The organism is Marinobacter sp. AN1, from assembly GCF_026013985.1.
Taxonomy (GTDB): domain Bacteria; phylum Pseudomonadota; class Gammaproteobacteria; order Pseudomonadales; family Oleiphilaceae; genus Marinobacter; species Marinobacter segnicrescens.
This window is the reverse complement of the sequence record NZ_CP110342.1, coordinates 2,477,101-2,498,553: the sequence shown is the minus strand read 5'-3', so window position 1 is coordinate 2,498,553 and position 21,453 is coordinate 2,477,101. Positions and strand designations below refer to the sequence as shown.

21 protein-coding genes are annotated in these 21,453 nt (G+C 59.2%); 3 read left to right on the top strand and 18 right to left on the bottom strand.

What is annotated here, in order from left to right; genetic code table 11:
- Nucleotides 1–29 precede the first annotated feature (29 nt).
- Nucleotides 30–740, top strand: a complete 711-nt coding sequence (locus LJ360_RS11510; protein WP_091848342.1) for an SIMPL domain-containing protein — start codon at nucleotides 30–32, stop codon at nucleotides 738–740.
- A 34-nt stretch (nucleotides 741–774) separates the two neighbouring features.
- Here LJ360_RS11510 and LJ360_RS11505 read toward each other — a convergent pair whose 3' ends face one another.
- Together LJ360_RS11505 and LJ360_RS11500 are read right to left on the bottom strand one after the other, a co-directional pair.
- On the bottom strand, nucleotides 775–1,185 hold the full coding sequence (locus LJ360_RS11505) for a PaaI family thioesterase (RefSeq protein ID WP_264994038.1): 411 nt from the start codon (nucleotides 1,183–1,185) through the stop codon (nucleotides 775–777).
- Between the two features lie 156 nt (nucleotides 1,186–1,341).
- A complete protein-coding gene (locus tag LJ360_RS11500) occupies nucleotides 1,342–2,262 on the bottom strand; it encodes a hypothetical protein (protein ID WP_091848340.1) in 921 nt (306 codons plus the stop codon).
- Between the two features lie 289 nt (nucleotides 2,263–2,551).
- Here LJ360_RS11500 and LJ360_RS11495 point away from each other — a divergent pair, with 289 nt between their 5' ends.
- The gene (locus tag LJ360_RS11495) at nucleotides 2,552–2,971 is read left to right on the top strand and encodes a universal stress protein (protein ID WP_091848339.1); all 420 of its coding nucleotides are present in this window, start codon (nucleotides 2,552–2,554) and stop codon (nucleotides 2,969–2,971) included.
- Nucleotides 2,972–2,998: 27 nt separating this feature from the next.
- On the opposite strand, the gene LJ360_RS11490 is transcribed toward LJ360_RS11495, so the two are convergent.
- The 14 genes from LJ360_RS11490 to LJ360_RS11425 form a co-directional block, all read right to left on the bottom strand.
- Entirely contained in the window at nucleotides 2,999–3,514 is a 516-nt protein-coding gene (locus LJ360_RS11490; protein ID WP_264996030.1) for a GGDEF domain-containing protein, read from the bottom strand.
- Between the two features lie 23 nt (nucleotides 3,515–3,537).
- Nucleotides 3,538–4,578, bottom strand: a complete 1,041-nt coding sequence (locus LJ360_RS11485) for a PAS domain-containing protein (protein WP_264994037.1) — start codon at nucleotides 4,576–4,578, stop codon at nucleotides 3,538–3,540.
- 138 nt (nucleotides 4,579–4,716) lie between these two features.
- Entirely contained in the window at nucleotides 4,717–5,187 is a 471-nt protein-coding gene (locus LJ360_RS11480) for a universal stress protein (RefSeq protein WP_264994036.1), read from the bottom strand.
- Nucleotides 5,159–6,778: a BCCT family transporter gene (locus LJ360_RS11475; protein WP_264994035.1), complete on the bottom strand. Its 1,620-nt coding sequence runs from the start codon at nucleotides 6,776–6,778 to the stop codon at nucleotides 5,159–5,161. Before LJ360_RS11475 ends, LJ360_RS11480 begins: the two co-directional genes overlap by 29 nt.
- Before the next feature lie 123 nt (nucleotides 6,779–6,901).
- On the bottom strand, nucleotides 6,902–7,765 hold the full coding sequence (locus tag LJ360_RS11470) for a universal stress protein (protein WP_264994034.1): 864 nt from the start codon (nucleotides 7,763–7,765) through the stop codon (nucleotides 6,902–6,904).
- Entirely contained in the window at nucleotides 7,755–10,175 is a 2,421-nt protein-coding gene (locus LJ360_RS11465) for a Lon protease family protein (protein ID WP_264994033.1), read from the bottom strand. Before LJ360_RS11465 ends, LJ360_RS11470 begins: the two co-directional genes overlap by 11 nt.
- A 105-nt stretch (nucleotides 10,176–10,280) precedes the next feature.
- Entirely contained in the window at nucleotides 10,281–11,069 is a 789-nt protein-coding gene (locus LJ360_RS11460) for an SDR family oxidoreductase (RefSeq protein ID WP_177185956.1), read from the bottom strand.
- Between the two features lie 140 nt (nucleotides 11,070–11,209).
- On the bottom strand, nucleotides 11,210–11,875 hold the full coding sequence (locus LJ360_RS11455) for a cupin domain-containing protein (RefSeq protein WP_264994032.1): 666 nt from the start codon (nucleotides 11,873–11,875) through the stop codon (nucleotides 11,210–11,212).
- A 259-nt stretch (nucleotides 11,876–12,134) separates the two neighbouring features.
- Nucleotides 12,135–12,611 (bottom strand): Mut7-C RNAse domain-containing protein, encoded by a 477-nt coding sequence (locus tag LJ360_RS11450; RefSeq protein WP_264994031.1) that lies wholly within the window; start codon nucleotides 12,609–12,611, stop codon nucleotides 12,135–12,137.
- A 27-nt stretch (nucleotides 12,612–12,638) separates the two neighbouring features.
- Nucleotides 12,639–13,418: a Crp/Fnr family transcriptional regulator gene (locus LJ360_RS11445; RefSeq protein WP_264994030.1), complete on the bottom strand. Its 780-nt coding sequence runs from the start codon at nucleotides 13,416–13,418 to the stop codon at nucleotides 12,639–12,641.
- 412 nt (nucleotides 13,419–13,830) lie between these two features.
- Complete coding sequence (locus LJ360_RS11440; RefSeq protein ID WP_091848330.1) at nucleotides 13,831–14,349, bottom strand: PaaI family thioesterase; 519 nt, start codon at nucleotides 14,347–14,349, stop codon at nucleotides 13,831–13,833.
- A 152-nt stretch (nucleotides 14,350–14,501) separates the two neighbouring features.
- On the bottom strand, nucleotides 14,502–16,703 hold the full coding sequence (locus tag LJ360_RS11435) for an OsmC domain/YcaO domain-containing protein (RefSeq protein WP_264994029.1): 2,202 nt from the start codon (nucleotides 16,701–16,703) through the stop codon (nucleotides 14,502–14,504).
- Between the two features lie 144 nt (nucleotides 16,704–16,847).
- Nucleotides 16,848–17,327, bottom strand: coding sequence for a GNAT family N-acetyltransferase (locus tag LJ360_RS11430; RefSeq protein WP_091848328.1), 480 nt, complete (start codon nucleotides 17,325–17,327; stop codon nucleotides 16,848–16,850).
- Between the two features lie 153 nt (nucleotides 17,328–17,480).
- Nucleotides 17,481–18,014: an outer membrane beta-barrel protein gene (locus LJ360_RS11425; protein ID WP_091848327.1), complete on the bottom strand. Its 534-nt coding sequence runs from the start codon at nucleotides 18,012–18,014 to the stop codon at nucleotides 17,481–17,483.
- Nucleotides 18,015–18,422: 408 nt separating this feature from the next.
- Between LJ360_RS11425 and LJ360_RS11420 the strand changes: the two genes are divergently transcribed.
- The gene (locus LJ360_RS11420) at nucleotides 18,423–19,097 is read left to right on the top strand and encodes a DUF2202 domain-containing protein (RefSeq protein ID WP_264994028.1); all 675 of its coding nucleotides are present in this window, start codon (nucleotides 18,423–18,425) and stop codon (nucleotides 19,095–19,097) included.
- A 63-nt stretch (nucleotides 19,098–19,160) separates the two neighbouring features.
- Here the strand turns inward: LJ360_RS11420 and LJ360_RS11415 are convergent, their stop codons facing one another.
- Both LJ360_RS11415 and LJ360_RS11410 read right to left on the bottom strand, forming a co-directional pair.
- Nucleotides 19,161–19,418, bottom strand: a complete 258-nt coding sequence (locus tag LJ360_RS11415; protein ID WP_264994027.1) for a TIGR02647 family protein — start codon at nucleotides 19,416–19,418, stop codon at nucleotides 19,161–19,163.
- A gap of 118 nt (nucleotides 19,419–19,536) precedes the next feature.
- Nucleotides 19,537–21,126: an ABC-F family ATPase gene (locus LJ360_RS11410; RefSeq protein ID WP_264994026.1), complete on the bottom strand. Its 1,590-nt coding sequence runs from the start codon at nucleotides 21,124–21,126 to the stop codon at nucleotides 19,537–19,539.
- Between the last annotated feature and the right edge of the window lie 327 nt (nucleotides 21,127–21,453).

Here is a 21,453-nt window from a genome sequence, read left to right as displayed (position 1 = left end):
TGCCGTTAAAGACCGTAAGGGAATACCCCATGAAATTTCTGGTAGCGCTGATTCTTGGAGTCAGCATGATTTTCTCCGCCTCGCTGCTGAAGGATGGCCTGACCGAAATGCGCACCGGTGACCGCTATGTCACCGTCAAGGGCGTGGCCGAACAGGAGGTCACCGCAGACCTGGCCCTGTGGCCGATTCGTTTTGCCGCCAGCGGCGATACGCTGGACGCGGCCCGGGAGCACGCTCGCAAGAGCAGGGACGGTGTCATGGCCTTCCTGAAGCTGCAGGCTATCGCCGACGATGCCGTGGAGCTGCAACGACTGGATGTGGTGGACACCGGGGCGAACCCTTATCAGCCTGAGGGGGGCACCCGCAAATTCATCATTAACCAGGTTCTGATGGTGCGCACCGATGAAGTGGACAAGGTGCGACAGGCGGCCCAGAACGTCAGCGACCTGGTGGACTCCGGCGTCATCCTGTCGTCGGATTATGGCCCGGCCGGACCGACCTACCTGTTCACCCGTCTGAACGATATCAAACCGGACATGATTGCCCAGGCCACAGCCGCGGCGAGGGAGTCTGCGCAACAGTTCGCCCGTGATGCCGACGCCGAACTGGGCGGCTTGCGCCGCGCCAACCAGGGTGTCTTCCAGATCCTGGCTCGGGACCAGGCGCCGGGTGTCATGGCTGAACAGCAACCCGTGAAGACGGTGCGTGTTGTCTCTACCTTCGATTACTACCTTAGGTAGCGCTGGCGATGCCAGCTGCCCCGGCATATCCTGGCTATGCGCTCTTGCCCTGTGACGGGTTGCCGTTACCGGATTTTATGCGGAAAATCGCATAGTTGCCGTTGGCCTGGGCCACCAGCACATCATCCACATACAGGCGGGACTCCAGGTTGGCGATGGTCTTGCCGCGGTTGATCATTTCGGTGCGGCACACCACCTTTCCGGCGAACACCGGCTTGAAATACGTCATCTTGATCTCGATGGTGGCACACACCTGACCCTCATCCAGGGTGGGGAACAGGGCTGAGCCCATGCCGGTGTCGGCCAGCGCGTAGAGTACGGCGCCGTGGGCCACGTTATTGGTGTTCATGTGCTTTTCGCCGATCTGGATACTGTTAACGCTCCAGCCGGGTTCACTCTCATCCATGACCATATCGATCAGGTCGGGAAAGGGGTGTTTCATCATGGACTGTCAGCCTGTTATTGGGGGTATTGTTATTGTGGTCAGGTACGGAAGTTATCGGCACCGGTAAAGAGAGTAGTTTGCAAAGGATTTGTGTGAAATGGAAGCCTGTTGATGCTGCCAGTGTCACAGGAGGCCCCGGGTGGGGCCTTCAGGGTCTTAGCCTGCCGCTTCTTCGTCGTAGTGAGGGTAGGAGTGCTTCAGGGTGGCGTGGTTCAGGAGCATTTCCGCCTTCAGGGTCTCTCCGGCAGCATCGTAGATGCGTGATCGTACCCAGTAGGACTCTGTACGCTTGCTCTCTGACAGGGCAACGATTTCCCGGCGAATCAGGTAGTCTTCACCTACAAAGAGCGGGCCGTCCACCATGCGGATTTCCTGGTCGGCAAAAAGGCCGACAGTGGGCTGCTTCACCGGGAAGCGTGCATCCTTGCTGCTGTATTCGGCCAGTACACTGACCATCTCCAGGGGGATAATCGCCCGACCCCAGGGGGTCGAGCTGCCATCGCTGTACCAGGGGGTGTTTTCGGTGATGCGTTCGAGCTTCTGGTTCAGGGAGAAGGGGTACAGCTTGCCCATGTTCTGGTCCGGGTCCATGCGCACAGGCTCGTCTTTCTCTCCAGTCATGCCAATGCGGAGGTCCGACAGAATCACCAGCTTTTCCGGAGCCCGCAGTTTCGCCATCCGCTGGTCCAGCAGGGTGTCGCCGTCACCAGGGCCGAGGCTGGCACTGGCTTCCAGCACCGGGGTGCCGTCTGCCTTCTCGGCCCAGGCCCGGACTCGGGTGGCACCTGGTGCCGGCCGCTCAATGAAGGCACGCACCTGCTCCCCCTCAACCACCATGTTCTGGAAGTGAGCGGAGAAGCAGCCCCGTTCGAACCAGTCCCGCCCCCAGACTTCCGCCAGCAGCGGTACAAACTGACTGAAATGGGTGGGTCCTTCAATGGGGCCGGCCTGGAAGCCCAGCTTCTCGGCCATGCTGTCATCGTGGATGGAGGTGTGCCCGCTGTACTCCTGGTCCGCCAGCATCTGCCGGGGCTCGCGAAGTGGGCCACACAGGTAGAGAGGTGTATCAAAGGCCATGGCTTGTCCTTGTTGTCGGTGAACCACAAACGGCACCCTCGGTCGGTGCCGGACGTTATTGGAACGCTAACTTTAGTCGATTCCCCGGTCTGGGCGAAAGCACTGAAGTATTCACTGGCCATCGCTGGCAAAGACGCCATCGCCGCAAACCGTCCCTGGTTTCTGGTTACCTCATCACCTACAGGATGGATCAGGGTCATAGGCTAACCACCATGCAAGCGGTAGCCTTGGTCTAGACTTGCTGAGAGGAGTCAGACCATTCACCCGGCCAACCAAAAGGAGGCCGCTTATGTACAGCAAGATTCTGGTACCCGTGGACCTTGGTCACCTGGAGAAACTGTCCAAGGCGCTCAACACAGCCATCGACATTGCCAGGCACTACAAGGCCACCCTCCATTATGTGACCGTTACCAACAGCACGCCTTCGTCGGCTGCGCACAGCACCCGGGAACTGGAGGAGGAGCTTGGCCGGTTTGCGGAGGAGCAGGGAAAGGACCATGGTATCGACACGTCCTGGTCGATGATTACTTCACCAGATACTGCCGTTGAGCTGGAAAAGCGACTGGTCTCAGCGGTCAGGGAGACCGGGGCGGACCTGGTTGTCATGGCCTCGCACGTGCCCGGTATTGGGGACAAGCTCCATTTCATCCATTCCAACGCCGCCAACCTGGTGAAGGATACGGATGTTTCTGTCTTTGTCGTGCGTTAACCGGGCAGTCCAGACTCTACCGTGAAGTTACTCATCGGCCTCAGCCGGCTGTTGCCGGCGTGGCTGACCCTCAGCGACGATCTGATCACGGCCAGACCGCTTGGCGCTGTAGAGTGCCTGGTCAGCCAGACGCATGAGGCGCTCCGGGTCTGCCGGATCCCCGGGTTGCCAATGAACCAGTCCCGCGCTGAAACGAACCGTATGAGAGGCGGGTAGTCCGGGTATATCCAACCCGGCCAGTGCATCCCGTATACGTTCAAGCAGCTGAAAGGCGGCAGCTGTGTCTGTTTCCACCATCAGGATGACGAATTCCTCTCCGCCGAAGCGTGCCAGCAGGTCGGTGCTGCGCAGGTTTTTCCTGCAGCATTCTGCGAATGCCACCAGGACCTGGTCACCCGTGCCATGACCATATTGATCATTGATCCGCTTGAAGTGGTCCAGGTCGATAACCGCAAATGACAGGTTGTGCCCATATCTCTGGCAACGCTCCATTTCAGAGCGAATGCCAGTATCAAAGGCTCGCCGGTTGAGGGTTCCAGTCAGCGAGTCCCTGGTGGCCAGCTGGTTCAGCTGGTTTTCGAGGGCTTTGTGGTGGCTGATATCGCGAGCTCCAGAATGCTTTGTGACTCGCCGTTCCCAATGGGAGAGAGGGTGATTTCGCAGTCAAAGGGGCCATTGTCTCTGTGGACTGCCAACAGGTCCTGCTGACGGACACCGCCCTGATTGAGGTAACCCCTGAGTCTGACCTGGCTGCTGGCGCTGAACAATCCACTGACGGGCAGGCCCAGCAACTGGTCGCGATTGAGCCCTGTCAGCTGTTCCAGGCCGGTGTTGGCATCGGTGATAACCTTGTCACTGAGAATGGCTACGCCTGAGGTGGAAGCGGACATTAGCCGCTCGAAGCGTTCGGCACTTTGCCGGGCTTCGACAGCGTGGCGCTCGCTCTGGGCGAGGATTCGCTGCATGGTCATGAGCGTCACGCCAATAAAGCCCATGACAAGGGCCGGAATTGCAAAGTTGTAGGGCAGCAGGTAACTGAAGGAGTCATAGGGCATCTGGTAGGGTTTGCCCTGCCACCAGTCCAGGTACCCCAGGGCACCCCGCATCAGCGTGACCACCGAGTAAACCAGCAGGCTCAGCCCAACCAGGAGGCGTGCGGGGCGAGTCACCGTATCGTTCCTGGCCTTGATCAGCAGCCAGATGGCCTGTATTGGCAAAAGTCCCGCAATAGTGGAATAAACGCCCATCAGGAAATCGGAGTTTCCGGAGTAAACCCAGTAGTGGATATTGAAGGCCACCATGGTGCCCACGCTGGCGGCAACAATCCACCAGGGCAAGGGGCGGCCCATAAACCGGAAAATGCCCAGCAGGAATATGGCCTCACCGGCAAGTTGTCCCGCGTTACCCAATACATTCAGTACGGGGTTGCCGGTAACCATGAAACCGATAAAGAAGACGATGCCGCCGATCAGTGACCAGCAACCGGCCATCCAGAATCCGGGGCCGGCGTAGGGTCTCGACATGCGCCACAACGCGGTTGCCGCAATGGCGACGGCAACCAGCAGGCAGAGCCCAAGGAGCATGGGTGAGAAATACAGCTGGCTCATCGGTCTGATAACTCCTGTAAATAAACGCCGATGGTAGCTCAGCGACAGATGGGTATCACAAACGGTTGACGAGGGCGCTCTGATGTAGCCGAACAGTATAAATCGGCTATGCGGATAGAAAAACTGCCCGGTGCGGCCTTAGCCTGTCTGGCCAGGCTCGTCCACTTCCTCTTTTCCGTTCCTGTTAATCTCGGGCAATACCAGTACCGCGCAGTTGGCGTTGACCGTCACATACTCTACGGTAGCTTTTCTCAGGGGCCAGTGGCCACTGCTGCCCCTGGATACCAGTATGACCAGGTCAACGCATAGCTGTGCGGCCAGCGCCACGAGTTTCTCGCCAGCTGCACCCGCCACTACGTGAAGACTGGCGCTTCGGTTCAGTGGCAGGTACTTGCGGGCAAGGAGGTCAAGCTTCTCCCGTACCCTTGTCTCCTTTTCTTCAGGGGCCTCTTCGGTGACATGCGGGAAGAAGCCGCCGCTGACAGGCTGATACACGCTGGCCAGGTGGAGCTCGCCAGTCTCATCCAGCAATGCCAGCGCCGCTTCCAGCGCACGCTTGCCTTCACCGTCGTCTTCCGGGTCAATCGCGATCAGTAGCTTCCGGTACATAGTCGGTCTCCTTTGGTTGGGGCGGTACGGCTTCCACTTCCGGATAGGCCTGGCCTTTTACCAGTTCGTCAATGCTGTAGCCCCGGTAGTCGGCATGGAGAGCCCGGTACAGGGCAACCGCCATGAAAATGAGTAGGACACAGAATGGCAGTCCCAGTGAGGTGATGACGTTCTGCAGGGCATCCAGACCCCCAGCCAGTAGCAGTGTGGCCGCAATTACCCCCTGGGCAGCTGCCCAGAATATGCGTTGCCGTATCAGTGACGGCTGGTCTTCCCGACGGGTGAGCAGGTCAATCACCAGTGAGGCAGAATCCGATGAGGTCGTAAAGAAAATGACGATAATCACCACGCTGAGCGCGGACGCTGCCTCTGCCAACGGGAATGCCTCAAGGAACGCAAAGATGGCTACTGAGGGGTCCTGCTGAACCTGCTGTGCGAGGGCCACCCCACCGCCGGATTCCACCTGGATGGCGGACAGGCCGAAGACGCCGAACCACACGAGGGTAAAGGCCGTTGGCGCGAAGAGTACACCGGCCACGAATTCACGGATGGTTCGCCCCCGGGAGATCCGGGCAATGAAGATGCCGACGTAGGGCGCCCAGGAAATGGTCCAGGCCCAATAGAACAGGGTCCATTGGCGCTGCCAGTCGCTCTCGCGAAAGGTTTCGGTCCAGAAGGCGAGCCAGGGAAGGGCATGGAGGTAGTCGCCCACACTTTGCACCATTCCCTCGGCGATAAAGACGGTGGGGCCGACGATTGCCACAAATCCGATCAATACGATGGCGAGCACGATATTGAGCTGCGAGAGGCGGCGCACGCCCTTGTCCAGACCGAGCGCGACAGAGGTTGCGGCAATACTGGCAATCACCGTGATCAGCACTACCTGGACGAGGCCACTGACGGGCACTCCGAACAGGTAGTTGAGACCGCTGTTCAACTGAAGTGTTCCGAGGCCCAGGGAGGTGGCGACACCAAACAGGGTTCCCAGTACGGCGATGACGTCCACCGTCCAGCCCCAGGGGCCGAACGTTTTCTCTCCGAGGATCGGGTAGAACAGGCTGCTGATCCGCATCGGGAGGTTGTGGCGGTAGGCGAAGTAACCGATGGCCAGGCCGGGCATGGCGAAGATGGTCCAGGTGTGCAAGCCAAAGTGGTAGAGTGCCAGGGTCATGGCGTCGCTGGCTGCCCGTTCAGAGCGGGGTTCCACGCCATCGAACGGGGGACTGGCAAAGTGGGAGACCGGCTCGGCCACACCCCAGAACATCAGGATGGTGCCAATGCCGGCGGCGAACAGCATGGTGAACCAGGTAAGGTTGGAGTAATCCGGCCGGCTGTCATCCGCGCCCAGACGGATGCGGCCGTAGCGACTCATGGCCAGCGCCAGCAGGAAAATCAGCAGCGAACTGACTGACAGGATATAGAACCAGCCCATATTGCGGGCAACCCAGCCGGTCAGGTCGCCAAACCGGATAGCCACTTCCTGGTCGAAGGGAATGGCCAGGGCTACAAACACAATGGCAATACCCGCCGAGGTAAAGAACACCCCGGGAATGGTCTGCAGGCCGAGCCGGCGTTGCAGCCGTTCTAGCACGTGCGCCTCCGTTACCGTCGTGAATGGGGGGCAGCCGTGAGCTGCCCGACCCAACAACGCTATCACATGCGGGCTGCTCAACGCCCTTGTCAGGTCAATTTATAGCGAATCGGCCTGTCAGGATCAGGGTGTTACCGTCAGAGGCAGGCTTAGCTCCGTCAGCAGGTTGTCGGCGCCTGGCTCGCTGAACAGGCTGCAGGTGCGGCTGATCACCAGTTGCGATGCGCCTTCTTCCTGCAGTGCCCGCGTCACGGCACTGGCCGATGCCATGGGCAGTAGCCGTATGCGAGCGGCGATGCCCTGTTGCTGCAGATAGCTCAACAGGTCTTCAGTGACCCGCTGATGGTCGCCATTCGTGGTACGAACCAGGACCGAGAGCGGCTGATGGTACTGCAGGGCAAGGTCTGCTCCCACGCGTACAGCCCGGTGGTTGGCCCCCTGGTCGTGATTGAGCAGGACCACGACCCGGCCTTGCGGTCGCTGGCGGGGACGGGTCCAAAGCAATACGTCTCCGGGGGCCTGGCGCACCAGTGACCGGGCGGTAGAGCCAATGCGCGAGCCCGGCGCAGCGGACCAGCCCACCCGGCCCAGAACCAGAAGGTCTTCCGGGCTTGCCAGGCCCAGGACTTCCTGCACTACCTGGCCCCGGCAAAGCTTCAGCGTCTGGGGAATGCCGCGCCGGGACATGGCCTGTGCCAGTGAACGCCTGGCCTGTTCCGCCAGGGCATGCATCCGTGCCTCGATGTGGGCTGAATCCAGGGGGCGGGCCTGGCCTGAGCTGGCGCCCACCTCCCGGGCAAAGCCATAACCGGCGCTGCGCAACAGGTTCACCTCTTCGACAAAGATGCCGAGTACTTCGGCACCGCGTGAATGCGCCAGATCCGCCGCCGCTTCAAGGGCATCGAGGCTGAGGCGGGATCCGTCCAGCAGCACCAGCACCCGGCCCGCGGGCCGGGTCGGGTCGGGGATCTTCGGTTCACTGGTCATCGTCGCCCGCTCCACTGCCGCTGTCGTTACCGTTGCCGCCGTTATCCCCGTTATCGTCCTTCTTGCGCCCGACTTCGGCGAACTCTGCAAGTCGGTCAGCGACCCGCCGGTTAAAGCTGCCTTCGGGGAAGTTGCCGTCTGCGTCAGGTTCACCGGGCTCCATACCGGTCATCAGGGTGATGGCCTGGTTGATGTGGGTGACCGGGTAGATGGCAAACCGACCCTCACTGACGGCTTGCCGGACCTCGGCGTTCAGCATCAGGTGTTCGACGTTACTGGCAGGTAGCAATACGCCCTGGCCGTCTACCTTGCCGGATTGCTGACAGACGTTGAAGAAGCCTTCGATTTTCTCGTTTACGCCGCCAACTGCCTGGACCTCCCCATGCTGGTTCATGGAACCGGTCACTGCCAGGGATTGGCGCAGGGGTACACCACTGATGGCGGATAACAACACGCAGGTCTCAGCAACCGAGGCGGAATCGCCCTCGACGCCGCCGTAGGACTGCTCAAAGGCCAGGCTGGCGGAGAGCGAGAGTTCGCTCATGGGTGCGTAGTGGTTGGCCAGGAACCGGGACAGGATCATCACCGCCTTGCTGTGAATGGGTCCCCCCAGTTTGACCTCCCGCTCGATGTCCACCACCTGGCCCTTGCCGGGCCGCGCGGTGGCGGTAATACGGGTAGGCTGGCCAAACATCATGGCCCCCAGGCGCAGTACGGAAAGACCGTTGACCTGCCCGGTGACCTCGCCGCTGGTGTCGATCATCACCACGCCACGGCGGATCTGTTCAAGGCTGCGTTCACGGACCCGGCTGGCCCGGTAATCCCGCTCATCAATGGCCTGCTGGATATGGCTGGCGGTGATGAGGTCGCTCTCATTCCGGGATGCCCAGTGGTCGGCCTCGTTGAGCAGATCCTTTAGCACCCGGTCATGGGCAGTGAGTTTCTTCTGGTCGCTGGCCAGGCGACTGGCGTGTTCGATCAGGCGCGCAACGGCGCCCCGGTCCAGGTTTCGTGCCTGCACCGAGCGAGCCATGGTGGCGATCATACGGGCATAGAGCTCATAGCTGCTGTCATCCCGGTCCAGGTCATCCTCGAAGTCTGCCTCAACCTTGAACAGGTCAAGGAAGTCCGGGTCGTAGTGGGAGAGCAGGTAATAAAGCATCCGGTCACCCAGCAGCACGACCTTGACGCTTACCGGAATCGGTTCCGGTTGCAGGCTGACGGTACTGACCAGGCCGTAAAGCCGTTCCAGCGACTCGATACGGATCTCACCGGAGAATAACACCCGCTTGAGGCTCTCCCAGGCCATGGGGTGAGTCAGGATTCGTCGGGCATCGACGATCAGGTAGCCACCGTTGGCCCGGTGCAGGGCGCCACCCTTGATCAGCGTGAAGTCAGTATACAGGTTGCCCTGGTGGGCCCGGTGTTCGATCTGTCCCGCCAGGTGCTGATGGTTTGGCAGGTCTTCGTAGATCACGGGTGCGCCTTCGGTACAGGCGTTATCCACCATCAGGTTGACCCGGTAACGATTGAGCAGGCCCGATGGCGGGCCGTTGCCGTCATCCTGGAAGGCCTCGGCGTGTTCTACGATGTCATTTCGCACCCTATCCAGGTGTTCGACCACCGCTGGCACGTGGGTCCATTTTTCCCGGAGTTCTCCAAAAGGTCCGCCAAGGGTGAGCTGAACCATTTCCTCATTGAGCGCATGGATACGTTCGCGGACTTCCTTGCGCAGCCGGGGAATCTGCTGGATCGCCTGCTGCAGTTTCTTCTGCAGTTCCTCAACCTTGGATTCGATGAGTTCCTTCTCGTCGTCGGAGAATTTCTTGTATTCATCCGGCTCGATGACCTCTCCATCCCGCATGGGGGCGAAAGTGAACCCGGCCGGAGTGGTGATCATGGCGATGTTACTGCGGTTCGCTTCCTGCTGGATTTCGAACAGGCCCTGATGTTGACGCCGGGCCACCTCTTCCTGCAGTTCCTGCAACCTTGCCTGGTATTCCTCGCTTTCGAAGGTGGCCGGGACGGCGGTTTTCAGTTCGTTGGTCAGTTCCTGCATATCCTTGCGGAATTCCCGGCCCTGACCGGCGGGCAGTTCCAGGGCGCTGGGCTTGTCTGAGGACTCGAAGTTATAGACATGACACCAGTCCGGGGGCACTGGCTGAGTGGCGGAGTGCTTTGCCAGGAAGCGTTCGACCAGCTCATTCTTGCCGGCACCGGAAGGGCCGAGAACGAACAGGTTGAAGCCGCGGGCGGCCATGCCTGCGCCAAATTCAAGGGCGCGGAGCACCCGCTCCTGGCCAAAGGGCTGGTCCAGGTCTTCCAGGGTTTCCGTGGTATCAAAGGATAGCTTTTCAGGGGGGCAGTAGTGGTAAACCTGGTCCTCTGTCAGCGCGGTGGGTAACGTCATCCGGTCCTCCTTGGTGGTCCGTACTGCAGTGACAGTACCTTTTGGATCATTTCAAGGATAGACCAGTTGGCGCTCCCCGCGACTGACAGGGATCAAAAGGGACTTTTACTCGGTATACGGCAGCTTGGCGTAGGCGTGGCCTCCGTCTACTGCGATGGTGTCGCCAACCACATAGTCACCGGCGCGGGACGCCAGGAAGATCGCCGCACCGGCCATATCCTCGTCGTTGCCAACCCGCCCCAGAGGGGTCTTGTGGGCGACTTCATCCCCGTTATCGCGGGCATCCCGGTTCATTTCTGACGGGAACGGGCCCGGGGCAATGCCGCTGACCACGATGCGATCCTGTACCAGGCGTGCAGCGATGCGGCGGGTCAGGAAAATCAGGCCAGACTTGGAGGCGTGGTAGGAGTATGTTTCCCATGGGTTGAGGCGGATGCCGTCAATGGAGGCGATGTTGATCACCTTGGCGGGCTTCTGGTCGGATGCGCCGGCCTTGAGCATACCGTGCAGGGCCTGGGTCAGGAAGAACGGCGATTTCAGGTTCAGGTCCATCACCTTGTCCCAGCCGTGCTCGGGGAACTCGTCAAAGTCAGCGCCCCAGGCGGCGCCGGCGTTATTGACCAGGATATCCAGGTGATCTTCCCGCTCCTGCAGCTTGCGGGTCAGCTCCCGGCAGCCTTCCACGGTGGACAGGTCCTGGGGCAGGGAGAAGCAGCGGCCATTGCCCTCGGAGAGTTCCTGGGCAGCGGCATCGCACTGGTCCGCCTTGCGGGACGAGATATAGACCTTGGCACCCTGGGCGATAAAGCCCGCGGCAATCATCTTGCCGATACCACGGGATCCGCCGGTGACCAATGCCGTGCGGCCTTCAAGGGAAAACAGGTTTTCGAACATCAAGGTTGCTCCGAATTATCGTTATGGGTAAATGACCGTGGCTGACAACAGGCCGGCCATTCAAGGCCGGCCACCAGCACGGCTTGGCAACTTAGCGCACCCATTCTGACGCTTTCCGGGCTGGATGAGAAGTTATTGGGCTATGACGGCGAGTGCGTCACCGGAAGATGTCCGGTCTTGACCCAGATTACGGTCTCCTGCTCCACGAACGGATGATGCTGGCCCATGTGCGGGCTGCGTAGCCAGGTACCGGCTGGATACCTTCCATGCTCGTCGCGGAACTCACCGGAGAGCACGAAGATCTCTTCTCCACCAAAATGGCGGTGGGGCTGGAAGCGCTCGCCGGCCGGCCATTTTACCAGGGCAACGTGTTCATGCTCGAAATCGTGAAGGGGCATGACCTGCAGGCCGCCCTGGCCAGGCAGCCAGGGGGTAGTCCTGGTATCAACCCGTACGGTTTTCAGATCCCGGGGGTCGAACTGGTGCAGTTTGACCAGCAGGGTGCAACCCTCCCGGGAAAATGGAGCGTGGCCACTGCCGGGTGGGTTGCGAAGGTAGGTGCCGGCGGGATAATCACCGGTTTCGTCGGAGAATACGCCCTCCAGTACGAGGATCTCTTCCCCCAGTGGGTGCTCGTGACGATTGAAGCTGGCGCCAGGCTCGTAGCGAACCACAGAGGTGGCGTGTCCGCGCTCAGCCTCTTCCCGGGCCAGGGGCTTGCGCAGAACGCCCCCCGCCGGACTGGGCACCCACTCCTGCTGGTTGGTGTTGATCACCACCCGTTCATCAAAATTCATGTTGAGCATGTCGGCCTCCGCAAGGTAGTTGGCCAGTGTTACGTCCGCTCGCGTACGACGGATGACGGTCACCGGATGCCTGAATAATCCTTGACCCGGCAGGTGGTTTAAAACCCCTGGGCGGCTTCGTCTATACCGGGGCACCGCAACAGGTGGTGTTGCCACCTTTGCCGCCGGTTAATCCGGCCCCTTGAGATTGTCTAAAACGCATCCATCAAGCAGGGACTGTCGGTGAGTATAGGCAGGGTGGGTTGATGCAGGTAACCGGTCAATCGGGAAAGAGCGTTTCCAGAACCCGCCGCATACGGCGGGTATGACTGCCCGGCCAGTATACCCGGCCACAGCCGGGGCACCTCAGAAACGGCCCCGGGCGGGCGCGTGCCTTGTCCGGCACCAGCGTTGCGACTTCCTGTTCAGTGGCCTGCCGCAACTCCGTATTACACACCATGCACCGGGTGAACAGATCCTCCGCCATACCGATACCGCATGCCTCGGCCACCTCCAGCAGTTGCTCGTGTGGCGACAATGACTGCAGCAATAAAGAGTTGCGGGGTCTGAGATAGGTGACCAGGTGGCGGTCACGGGTGAGCAGGATCCTGCCTTCCCGGTCGGCCAGGGCCACCAGGTCATGGTCATCAACATCCGGGATGTGAACGGTATCGAAGCCCAGCACCCGAAGCCATCGGGCCAGGCGGCCCAGCATGGCGTCTGCGGCAAACCGTTTTTCTGCTTCAGGGTAGCTCACAATAAACGCGTCCCGTCGTGAGGACGTTCACCCCGGAGTGGATCGCCAGCGTGCCGCCGGATCGACCCCGGCAATGTCACGGAGGCCGTCCACATCCATGAGGGTGATGCCCTGATTCTGTGTGGTGATCATATCTTGTTCACGCAACTGTCGCAGCACGCGGCTGACGTGCACAATGCTTAGACCCAGGGTGTCTGCAATCACCTGCTGAGGGATGCGGAACGTGAGTGGAGATTGCAGGCCCTTGTTCGCCTGGTCCGCTTGCTCGGCCGGCACTTTGCGCAAGGACCGTACCCCAATGGGGTTGGCATAGCCACCCCGGTGCAGAATCTCCAGCAGGAAGTGTGCGACCCGGCGAAGCGCACCGTGGCGAGCGAGGCCTACGATGCGCTCCGTCATGATTGCCTGCCCCCGTGAGACCATGTGGAGCAGTAATCGGGCAAGGGCCGGAGAGCCCGTAAACAGGTGCATTACCGAAAGCTTGTTGTACATGAACAGGGCTGTATCGGTCATAGCCGCCAGGCCAGACAGGTGCAGCGGCTGCGAAAGCTGGTCCAGCCCAACGATCTCGCCGGGAAAGTGTACATCGATAATATGGCGTGTACCGTCGTGCAGGAAACGCTGGGTATAGCAAAGTCCCTTTTCCACCACGAACAGACCATGGGCAGGCTCGCCTTCTCGAAGAATCACCTCATCTTTCGGGCACACGAGGCGTTCTGACGGTAGTTCCACCAGTTGCCGGCGCTCCCGTGCCGGCAACGTGTCCGCATCTTCGAAACATGCATAGAGCCCTGCTTGTGATGCCATGGCGCACCTCCTGGTTCGCTGATTCCGTTACCTTTCACACCAATCCTGCGGCGCCGGCGACAAGTACCGGGGCTGGACAGGCCGTAACGCCTGTGTCTCAGCTGCCGCTTGCAGGTCATAAATTACGGTTTGTACGTATCCAAGCTATTGATTAATCGAATTTTCTGTACATAAAAGATTGCAGGCAGGTGCTCGGGTTTTCAATAAGGAGGGGGCGCAAGAACCGGGTGCCAGGGTGAAATCAAACATCCGTTTAATGTTTTCGGGTGTGCTTAAGTTGTTCTTGTGAACCATTAACCACGTGATCCGTTAGTGATTGTGGGGACGGATTCCGGGGAGGTTATTAAATTTCTGTAGTTGGGCAGGGACTGGATGTTTGCCCGCTTGCAGTGCCTTCCGTGGCGTGGTGCCGTCAGGCGCAGACGGTGTCCCTTTCCTTGCGGCCGTGTGCCTTGTCAGTCAGTTCCTCCGTGTCCACTCGCACAAAGACTGAATCTGCCACGACGGTCATTACCTCACCTGCCCAGACTTCACAGATGACCCGACTCTTGCGGCCAACGTCGCCTTCAACCCGGGCTTTCAGGGTAAGTTCCACGCCCATGGGTGTGGGCTTCAGATAGGTCAGGTTGAGTTTGCCGGTGACGCAGTCGATTCGGGGCAGGGTGCCGGGCTCGCGGCCTTCGGCCCGATAGTGCCAGGCCATGGCAGTCCAGTTGGAATGGCAATCCACCAGCATGGCCAGCAGGCCGCCATAGACCAGTTCCGGCCAACCAGTGTATTCGGGGGCCGGTGTGTGCCGCGCCACGACATGGGTGCCGTCGTCTGACCAATAGCTTTTCAGTTGCAGGCCGGTGGGGTGAACGGTGCCACAGCCGAAGCAGATCCCGTCGGGGCTGGCCAGGTCCTGCAGTGCGGTGGGTGTATCAGTCATTACTGCTATCCTTTGTCGGTTTCTTAGATCGGGATAGCATAACCGCAGATCAAAAAGGAATCGAGCGGTCGCTCGGTTTTGGCAGGTAATTTCTCACTCAGGGTTACCGATGAGCGACGCGGGCGTCGTCGCTCATCGGCTTGACGGCCAGGTTACGCAGAACGCGCAGTTGCAGCCTGTGCCCGTGCAGCCCGCGCTGCATGAAGCTTGTTGTAGCTCTCCAGCAACCGCAGGTGCCGGTCAAGGCCTTCCAGCTGCATGTTGGTCGGCGTCAGGCCCTGGAAGCGCACACTGCCGTCCACGGAACCCACCGCGGCGTCCATGGTCTCGTCGCCGAACATGCGTCGCAGGTTGACGTCAAAGTCCTCCAGTTCCAGTTCGTCATCCAGCACGATTTCCAGTACCGCATTCATGGCCCGGTAGTAGAGGTTGCGCTCGACCGTGTTGTCGTTGAACTGGAGGAAGGCATCTACCGTGTCCAGGGCCTCCTCATGCTGCTGCAGGGCCAGGTAGATCATGAGCTTGAGCTCGAGGATGGTGAGCTGGCCCCAGATGGTATTTTCGTCGAACTCCACGCCGATCAGGTTGATGATCTTCATGTAGTTGTCCAGCTGGCTCTCTTCCAGGCGCTCCACCAGGTCGGCCAGCTGCTCGTCATCCAGGCGGTGGATGTTAAGGATCTCCTCCCGGTAGTCCAGGGCCATGTTGGTGTTGTCCCACACCAGGTCTTCCACCGGATAGACCTCGGAATAGCCGGGTACCAGGATACGACAGACGGGGGCGCCCAGATCCACGTGGATGGCCATGTAGACCTCCTTGCCCAGGTCTTCCAGGATACCGAACAGCCTGTCCGCTTCTTCCTGGTTGGTGCCGGAAAAGTCCCAGTGACTGAATTCGTATTCGGAACGGGCGCTGAAGAAGCGCCAGGACACCACGCCGGTGGAGTCGATGAAGTGTTCCACGTAGTTGTTGGGCTCGGTAACCGCCAGGCTGTTGAAGGTGGGCGGGGGCATGTCGTTCAGGCCTTCAAAGCTGCGGCCCTGCATCAGCTCGGTCAGGCTGCGTTCAAGCGCCACCTGAAAGCTGGGGTGGGCGCCGAAGGAAGCAAACACGCCGCCGGTTTTCGGGTTCATCAGGGTGATGCACATTACCGGGTACTGGCCGCCCAGGGAGGCGTCCTTGACCAGGATGGGGAACCCCTGTTTTTCGAGTGCCTGTACACCTTCCAGAATGTGGGGATACTGCTCCAGCACGGACAGGGGTACGTCCGGCAGGGCGATTTCCTCTTCGATGATCTGCTTCTTGACCGCCCGCTCGAAGATTTCCGACAGGCACTGTACCTGGGCTTCCTGCAGGGTGTTGCCGGCGCTCATGCCGTTGCTGAGGAAGAGGTTCTCGATCAGGTTGGAGGGGAAATACACCTCCTCGCCATCAGAGCGCCTTACAAAGGGCAGTGAGCAGATACCCCGGTCCACGCGGCCAGAATTGGTGTCAATCAGGTTGGACCCCTGCAGCTCGCCTTCCGGGTTATAGATGGCCAGGCAATGGTCATCCAGGATGCCTGCAGGCAGTTCATCATCCGGTCCGGGTTTGAACCACTGTTCATTCGGGTAGTGGACGAATGCCCGATTGGCGATGTCCTCGCCGAAATACTGGTCGTTATAGAAGAAGTTACAGCTCAGACGCTCGATAAACTCACCCAGGGCGGAACACAGGGCGCTTTCCTTGGTGGAACCCTTGCCGTTGGTGAAACACATGGGGGAGGAGGCATCCCGCACATGGAGCGACCAGACGTGAGGCACGATGTTGCGCCAGGAGGCGATCTCGATCTTCATGCCCAGGTCCCGCAGGATTCCGGTCATGTTAGCGATGGTTTCCTCAAGCGGCAGGTCCTTGCCCTCAATAAAGGTGCGGCTGCCCTCCGGCGTCGTCATCAGCAGGGCCTGGGCGTCTTCGTCCAGGTTGTCCACGGTCTCGATCTCGAAGGTCGGGCCGGTCTGGACCACCTTTTTCACGGTACAGCGGTCGATGGAACGCAGGATGCCCTGGCGATGCTTCTCCGGCAGGTCTTCCGGCAACTCCACCTGGATTTTGAAGATCTGGTTGTAACGGTCCTCCGGGTCGACAATATTGTTCTGGGAGAGCCGGATATTGTCCGTGGGTATATCCCGGGCCAGGCAGTAGACCCGCACGAAATAGGCGGCGCACAGGGCAGAGGAGGCCAGGAAGTAATCAAACGGACTGGGCGCGGAACCGTCACCCTTGTAGCGAATAGGCTGGTCTGTGAGAACGGTGAAGTCGTCGAACTTCGCTTCCAGTCTCAGGTTGTCGAGAAAGTTAACGTTGATTTCCATGGCGAGTCTACCGGATCCGGAAAAATGGCGGGCTTACTGAACTGGCCGCCATTATCCAGATTTTGCCGGGTCCCGTCTCGGTGGATTACCCCGACGTCGGGCTGGCGCTGGCTGGATCGGTCGGGGCGGGGCTGGAAAACCGCCCTACAAGGCCTTGCGCATGTTGTACCGCAGGAAATGGGCACCGCGCACGGTAGTCTGGTACTCCTGCTCGATTTCGAAGCCGTGACGGAGGAAGAACGGGCGGGCAACCACGCTGGCTTCGGTGAGCAGTTCCGTCACGCCCAGTGTCCTGAGGTGTTCCTCAGCCCTCCGCAACAATGCGGAAGCCACGCCCTTGCGAGCATAGTTGGGGGCCGTGTAGATCAGGTCAATCTGGCCGGTGAGTTCATAGGAAATGAACCCTGCGAGCTGGCCGGCCTCCTCTGCCACCAGGGTCTCCAGAGAGTCCAGCCGGTGCTGCCAGGTATCCAGGTTGGGAGTCCGTGATGCCCAGGCATAGCGCTGGGTTTCGTCGTAGGCGGTTGCGGTCAGCTCATGCACCGACTCGGTAAACAGCCGGACAAGCGGGCTGAGATCCTGAATCTGGTATTTACGGATACTGATGTTACTGTCGAGCGGCATTGGCGATTCCATCGGGTATGTTACTGATGAACACAGTACGACAAATCCGCCCCGTGGCAAACCGGGAATTCCATTACAAGCTGGAAGGATGGCCCCCTCAAGGTTCAGGCATTGGACGCTTGATCCGTCAGGGGCCTGCTGGCCGCCAGGGCATCAGAAGTTGACCAGGATCCCGAGGCCGATACCGTCGATGGTTACGTCACGGTCGTCATAGTAGCGCATGTACTCAAGGTTACCCGAGAGGTTGCGGGCGAGCTGGACGTTCACCCCGGCGCCGTAGGAGAAGTCTGACTCGTCGTCGGAGCGCGAGCCTGCCTCCAGTTCCACCCGGGTGAAACCAAGAATGGCATAGGGGGTGACGGGGGTCTCGTTGGCCATATTGATGGTGGCATAACCGCCGAAGAAATTATCCAACTTGACCTCAGTGCCATTGACGGTGTCATCGTTTACGCCGAATCCGGCCCGCGCTTCGGCACCGAAGTACTTGTTAGCCTGGACGCCAACCTTGGCGGAAAGCGTGCCCACGTCTGCGTCCTCCTGGGCATCAATATCGATAAAGGTGTAGTTCACGCCGGTGTAGAGTCCGCCCACACCAGATTTGTAGATGTCCTGTGCAAGGGCTGCAGATGACATTGTGATACCTGCGGCAGCCGCGGTTGCGACGAGAATGGTCTTGCGCGTACCCATGGGCAATCTCCTTTGATTGGAAGGTCAGGGTTGATCGCAATCGGAACCAGGTGTGCCCGGGTCCGGTATATGACGGTCAGGTTTCAGCACATCCTGACTGTTCAAATACAGGCTGCACCAACGATAGTGATCCTGCCATCGGGATAGCCGGTGTTTACAAGGACTTTACGCTTATCCCCAAGGCTGGGTGGGGCCTGCCATTATTGGAACAGAAGAACTGAAAGTAGTTCGGGACGTGTTGGAAAGCGAAACGAGGACACGTCGCATTTTCATGAAAATGCAGTGATCTAGTGGGTTATGCCTACTAAAATGTCCTAAATGTCACAAAAAAGATCGAACCTTTTTTCTTTGTTAGCGTCATAACTAATGTGTACGGGCAATTTCACGCCCATTTAAAGAGAGGTAGTTATGAATGCAAAATCCCTGATCGCCGCTACGCTTATCGGTTCCCTGGCTCTTGGTAGTTCGTCACTTGTCCTTGCCGGCCCCGGCAACGGTAACGGTAATGGTAACGGAGGACAGTCAGTTGACGCCCCCACATCCGCGGTTGTCGATCCGGACCTTACTGAGATCGAAATCAGCGATCTCCGTTATATGAGGGAGGAGGAAAAGCTGGCCCGGGATGTATACCTTACGCTCGATGAACAATGGGGCAAGCAGACCCAGGTATTTGCAAGGATCGCTCTTTCCGAGGAAACCCACACAACAACAGTGGACTATCTGCTCGACAAGTTTGGCGTTGAGGATCCCGTCGTTAACGACACGATCGGCGTATTTACCAATCAGGAGTTGCAGGCCCTTTATGACGAACTCGTCGCCAAGGGCAAGACATCCTTCATTAACGCACTTTATGTCGGTGCACTGATTGAAGAAAAGGATATGCGCGATATTCTCGCGGCCATCGACCAGACCGACGAACGCCCCATTATCATTGCCTACTCCAACCTCCTGGATGGGTCCAAGAGTCATTTGCGGGCCTTTGTCAGGGTGATCGAAGCCCAGGGCCTGACCTACGAAGCCCAACTGCTGGACCCTGAAGAAGTCCGGTTAATCCTTGAAGATAACAGCGCGGTTGAAGAGTAACCGGCCCTGAAAACAGCAAGGGCAGCCTTCCGGGGCTGCCCTTTTTTATGTCTGTGTCCCGTTCTACAAAACTGTGTCACCCGTGCTGCTGGTAAGCACCGCGAGGGTTTTCTGCACATGCTCGGCAACTTCCGCCCCCAGTGGCGTGAGGTAACCGCCATCCTTCTGGGATATCAGGCCTTTGCCATGAAGGCGCTCGGCTGCGGCTACCACATCCGGGTCGGCAGTGTGTTGATGTACCTTGATGCCTTCCTGCGTAGAGGAAGAGTCAAACAGCGCCAACAGGTTGAGCTCGCTGAGATGGTCCTGGGAAAAGGGCATGGGGTTTTCCTTTTTTGTAACTGGAACAGCGGTCATCCCGGCAGAAAGCCGGGGACGACCCCGGTCTGTGACTTTCGCAGTGTCGGTCAGATCCGCTGCCTTGTCCAGATAACCGGCCTTATACTGCGACACCCAGGTTCCGGAGGTAGTCGTCGTAGGTACCGCTGAAGTCAGTCACGCCATCTTCGGACAGTTCGATGATGCGAGTGGCCAGGCTGGAGACGAACGCCCGGTCATGGCTTACGAAGATCAGTGTGCCAGGGTAGTGCTCAAGGGCCAGGTTCAGGGCCTCGATAGACTCCATGTCCAGGTGGTTGGTGGGTTCATCCATGACCAGTACGTTGGGCTTCTGGAGAATCAGCTTGCCAAACAGCATGCGGCCCTGCTCTCCGCCAGAAATGACCTGCACCGATTTGCCGATATCATCGTTGGAAAACAGCATACGCCCAAGCGTGCCCCGGACAAGCTGTTCACCACCCTCGGTCCATTGGGACATCCACTCAAACAGGTTGCTGTCGTCAGCGAAGTCGTCGCCGTGCTCCTGGGCAAAGTAGCCAACCTGGGCGGCATCTGCCCATTTCACGGTGCCTTCGAGGGGGGCGAGGTCTCCCACCAGCGTGCGTAGCAGGGTGGTCTTGCCGATACCGTTGGGGCCAATGATGGCCACACGCTCACCGGCTTCGATCTGCAGGTCCAGGTTGCGGAACAGCACCTCGTTGTCAAAGCCCTGGCTGACTTTCTCTGCTACCACGGCCTGGCGGTGCAGCTTGCGGTGCTGCTCGAAGCGGATAAAGGGACTCATGCGGCTCGACGGCCGGATTTCCTCCAGCTGAATCTTGTCGATCTGCCGGGCCCGGCTGGTCGCCTGCTTGGCCTTGGAAGCGTTGGCAGAGAAGCGGCTCACAAAGGTCTGTAACTCGGCGATCTGGGCCTTCTTCTTGGCGTTGTCGGCCTGGATACGCTCCCGGGCCTGGGTGGCGGCGGTCATGTATTCGTCGTAGTTGCCCGGGAACTGGCGTAGTTCGCCGTAGTCCAGGTCAGCCATGTGGGTGCAGACACTGTTCAGGAAATGGCGGTCATGGGAAATGATAATGATCGTGCTGTTGCGGGCGATCAGGATCTGCTCCAGCCAGCCGATGGTGTTGATGTCCAGGTGGTTGGTGGGCTCATCCAGCAGTAGTACATCCGGATCAGAGAACAGCGCCTGGGCCAGCAGCACGCGGAGTTTCCAGCCGGGAGCAATCTCGCTCATGGGTCCGTTGTGCTGTTCCAGCGGAATACCCAGGCCAAGGAGGAGCTCCCCCGCCCGGGACTCGGCAGTATAGCCATCGAGTTCCGCGTATTCATTCTCCAGCTCACCCACCGCCATGCCGTCTTCTTCGGACATTTCCGGCTTGCTGTAGATCCGCTCCCGTTCAGCGTGCACCTGCCAGAGCCTTTCATGGCCCATGATGACCGTGTCCAGCACGGTGTAGTCCTCATACGCGAACTGGTCCTGGCGCAGCTTGCCCAGACGCACGTCCGGGGCAAGCATGACCTGGCCACTGGAAGGCTCGAGCTCACCACCGAGGATTTTCATGAAGGTGGACTTGCCACTGCCATTAGCGCCGATCAGGCCATAGCGGTTACCGCCACCGAACTTGACAGAAACGTTCTCGAACAGGGGCTTGGCACCGAATTGCATGGTGAGGTTTGCGGTAGAAATCAAAAGAAACAGTCCTGGAAGGAAGAGGGCGGCCCGGCACAAGGGGCTGACCTGAAAAATTGGGTGCGTAGTGTACAGGTAGTCGGCGATCGTTAATAGCCTGGTAACGGCAATCCGGATTCAGGGGTTTGTACTTATTAAAATAAATTAGGTAACGGGGACTTTATGGGTTACTGTGGGTGGGTAGAAAAGATTTGTTTCGAACTTCAAGAATAAGACGTTTCTCTGGTTATTACTGGTAGTCCACCGTCCTGTTTTCGAGTCTTCATATTTTTTCCGCATATCGCTGACCGGTCATCATTCTGATGAACTGGCGGCAACCAAAATTAA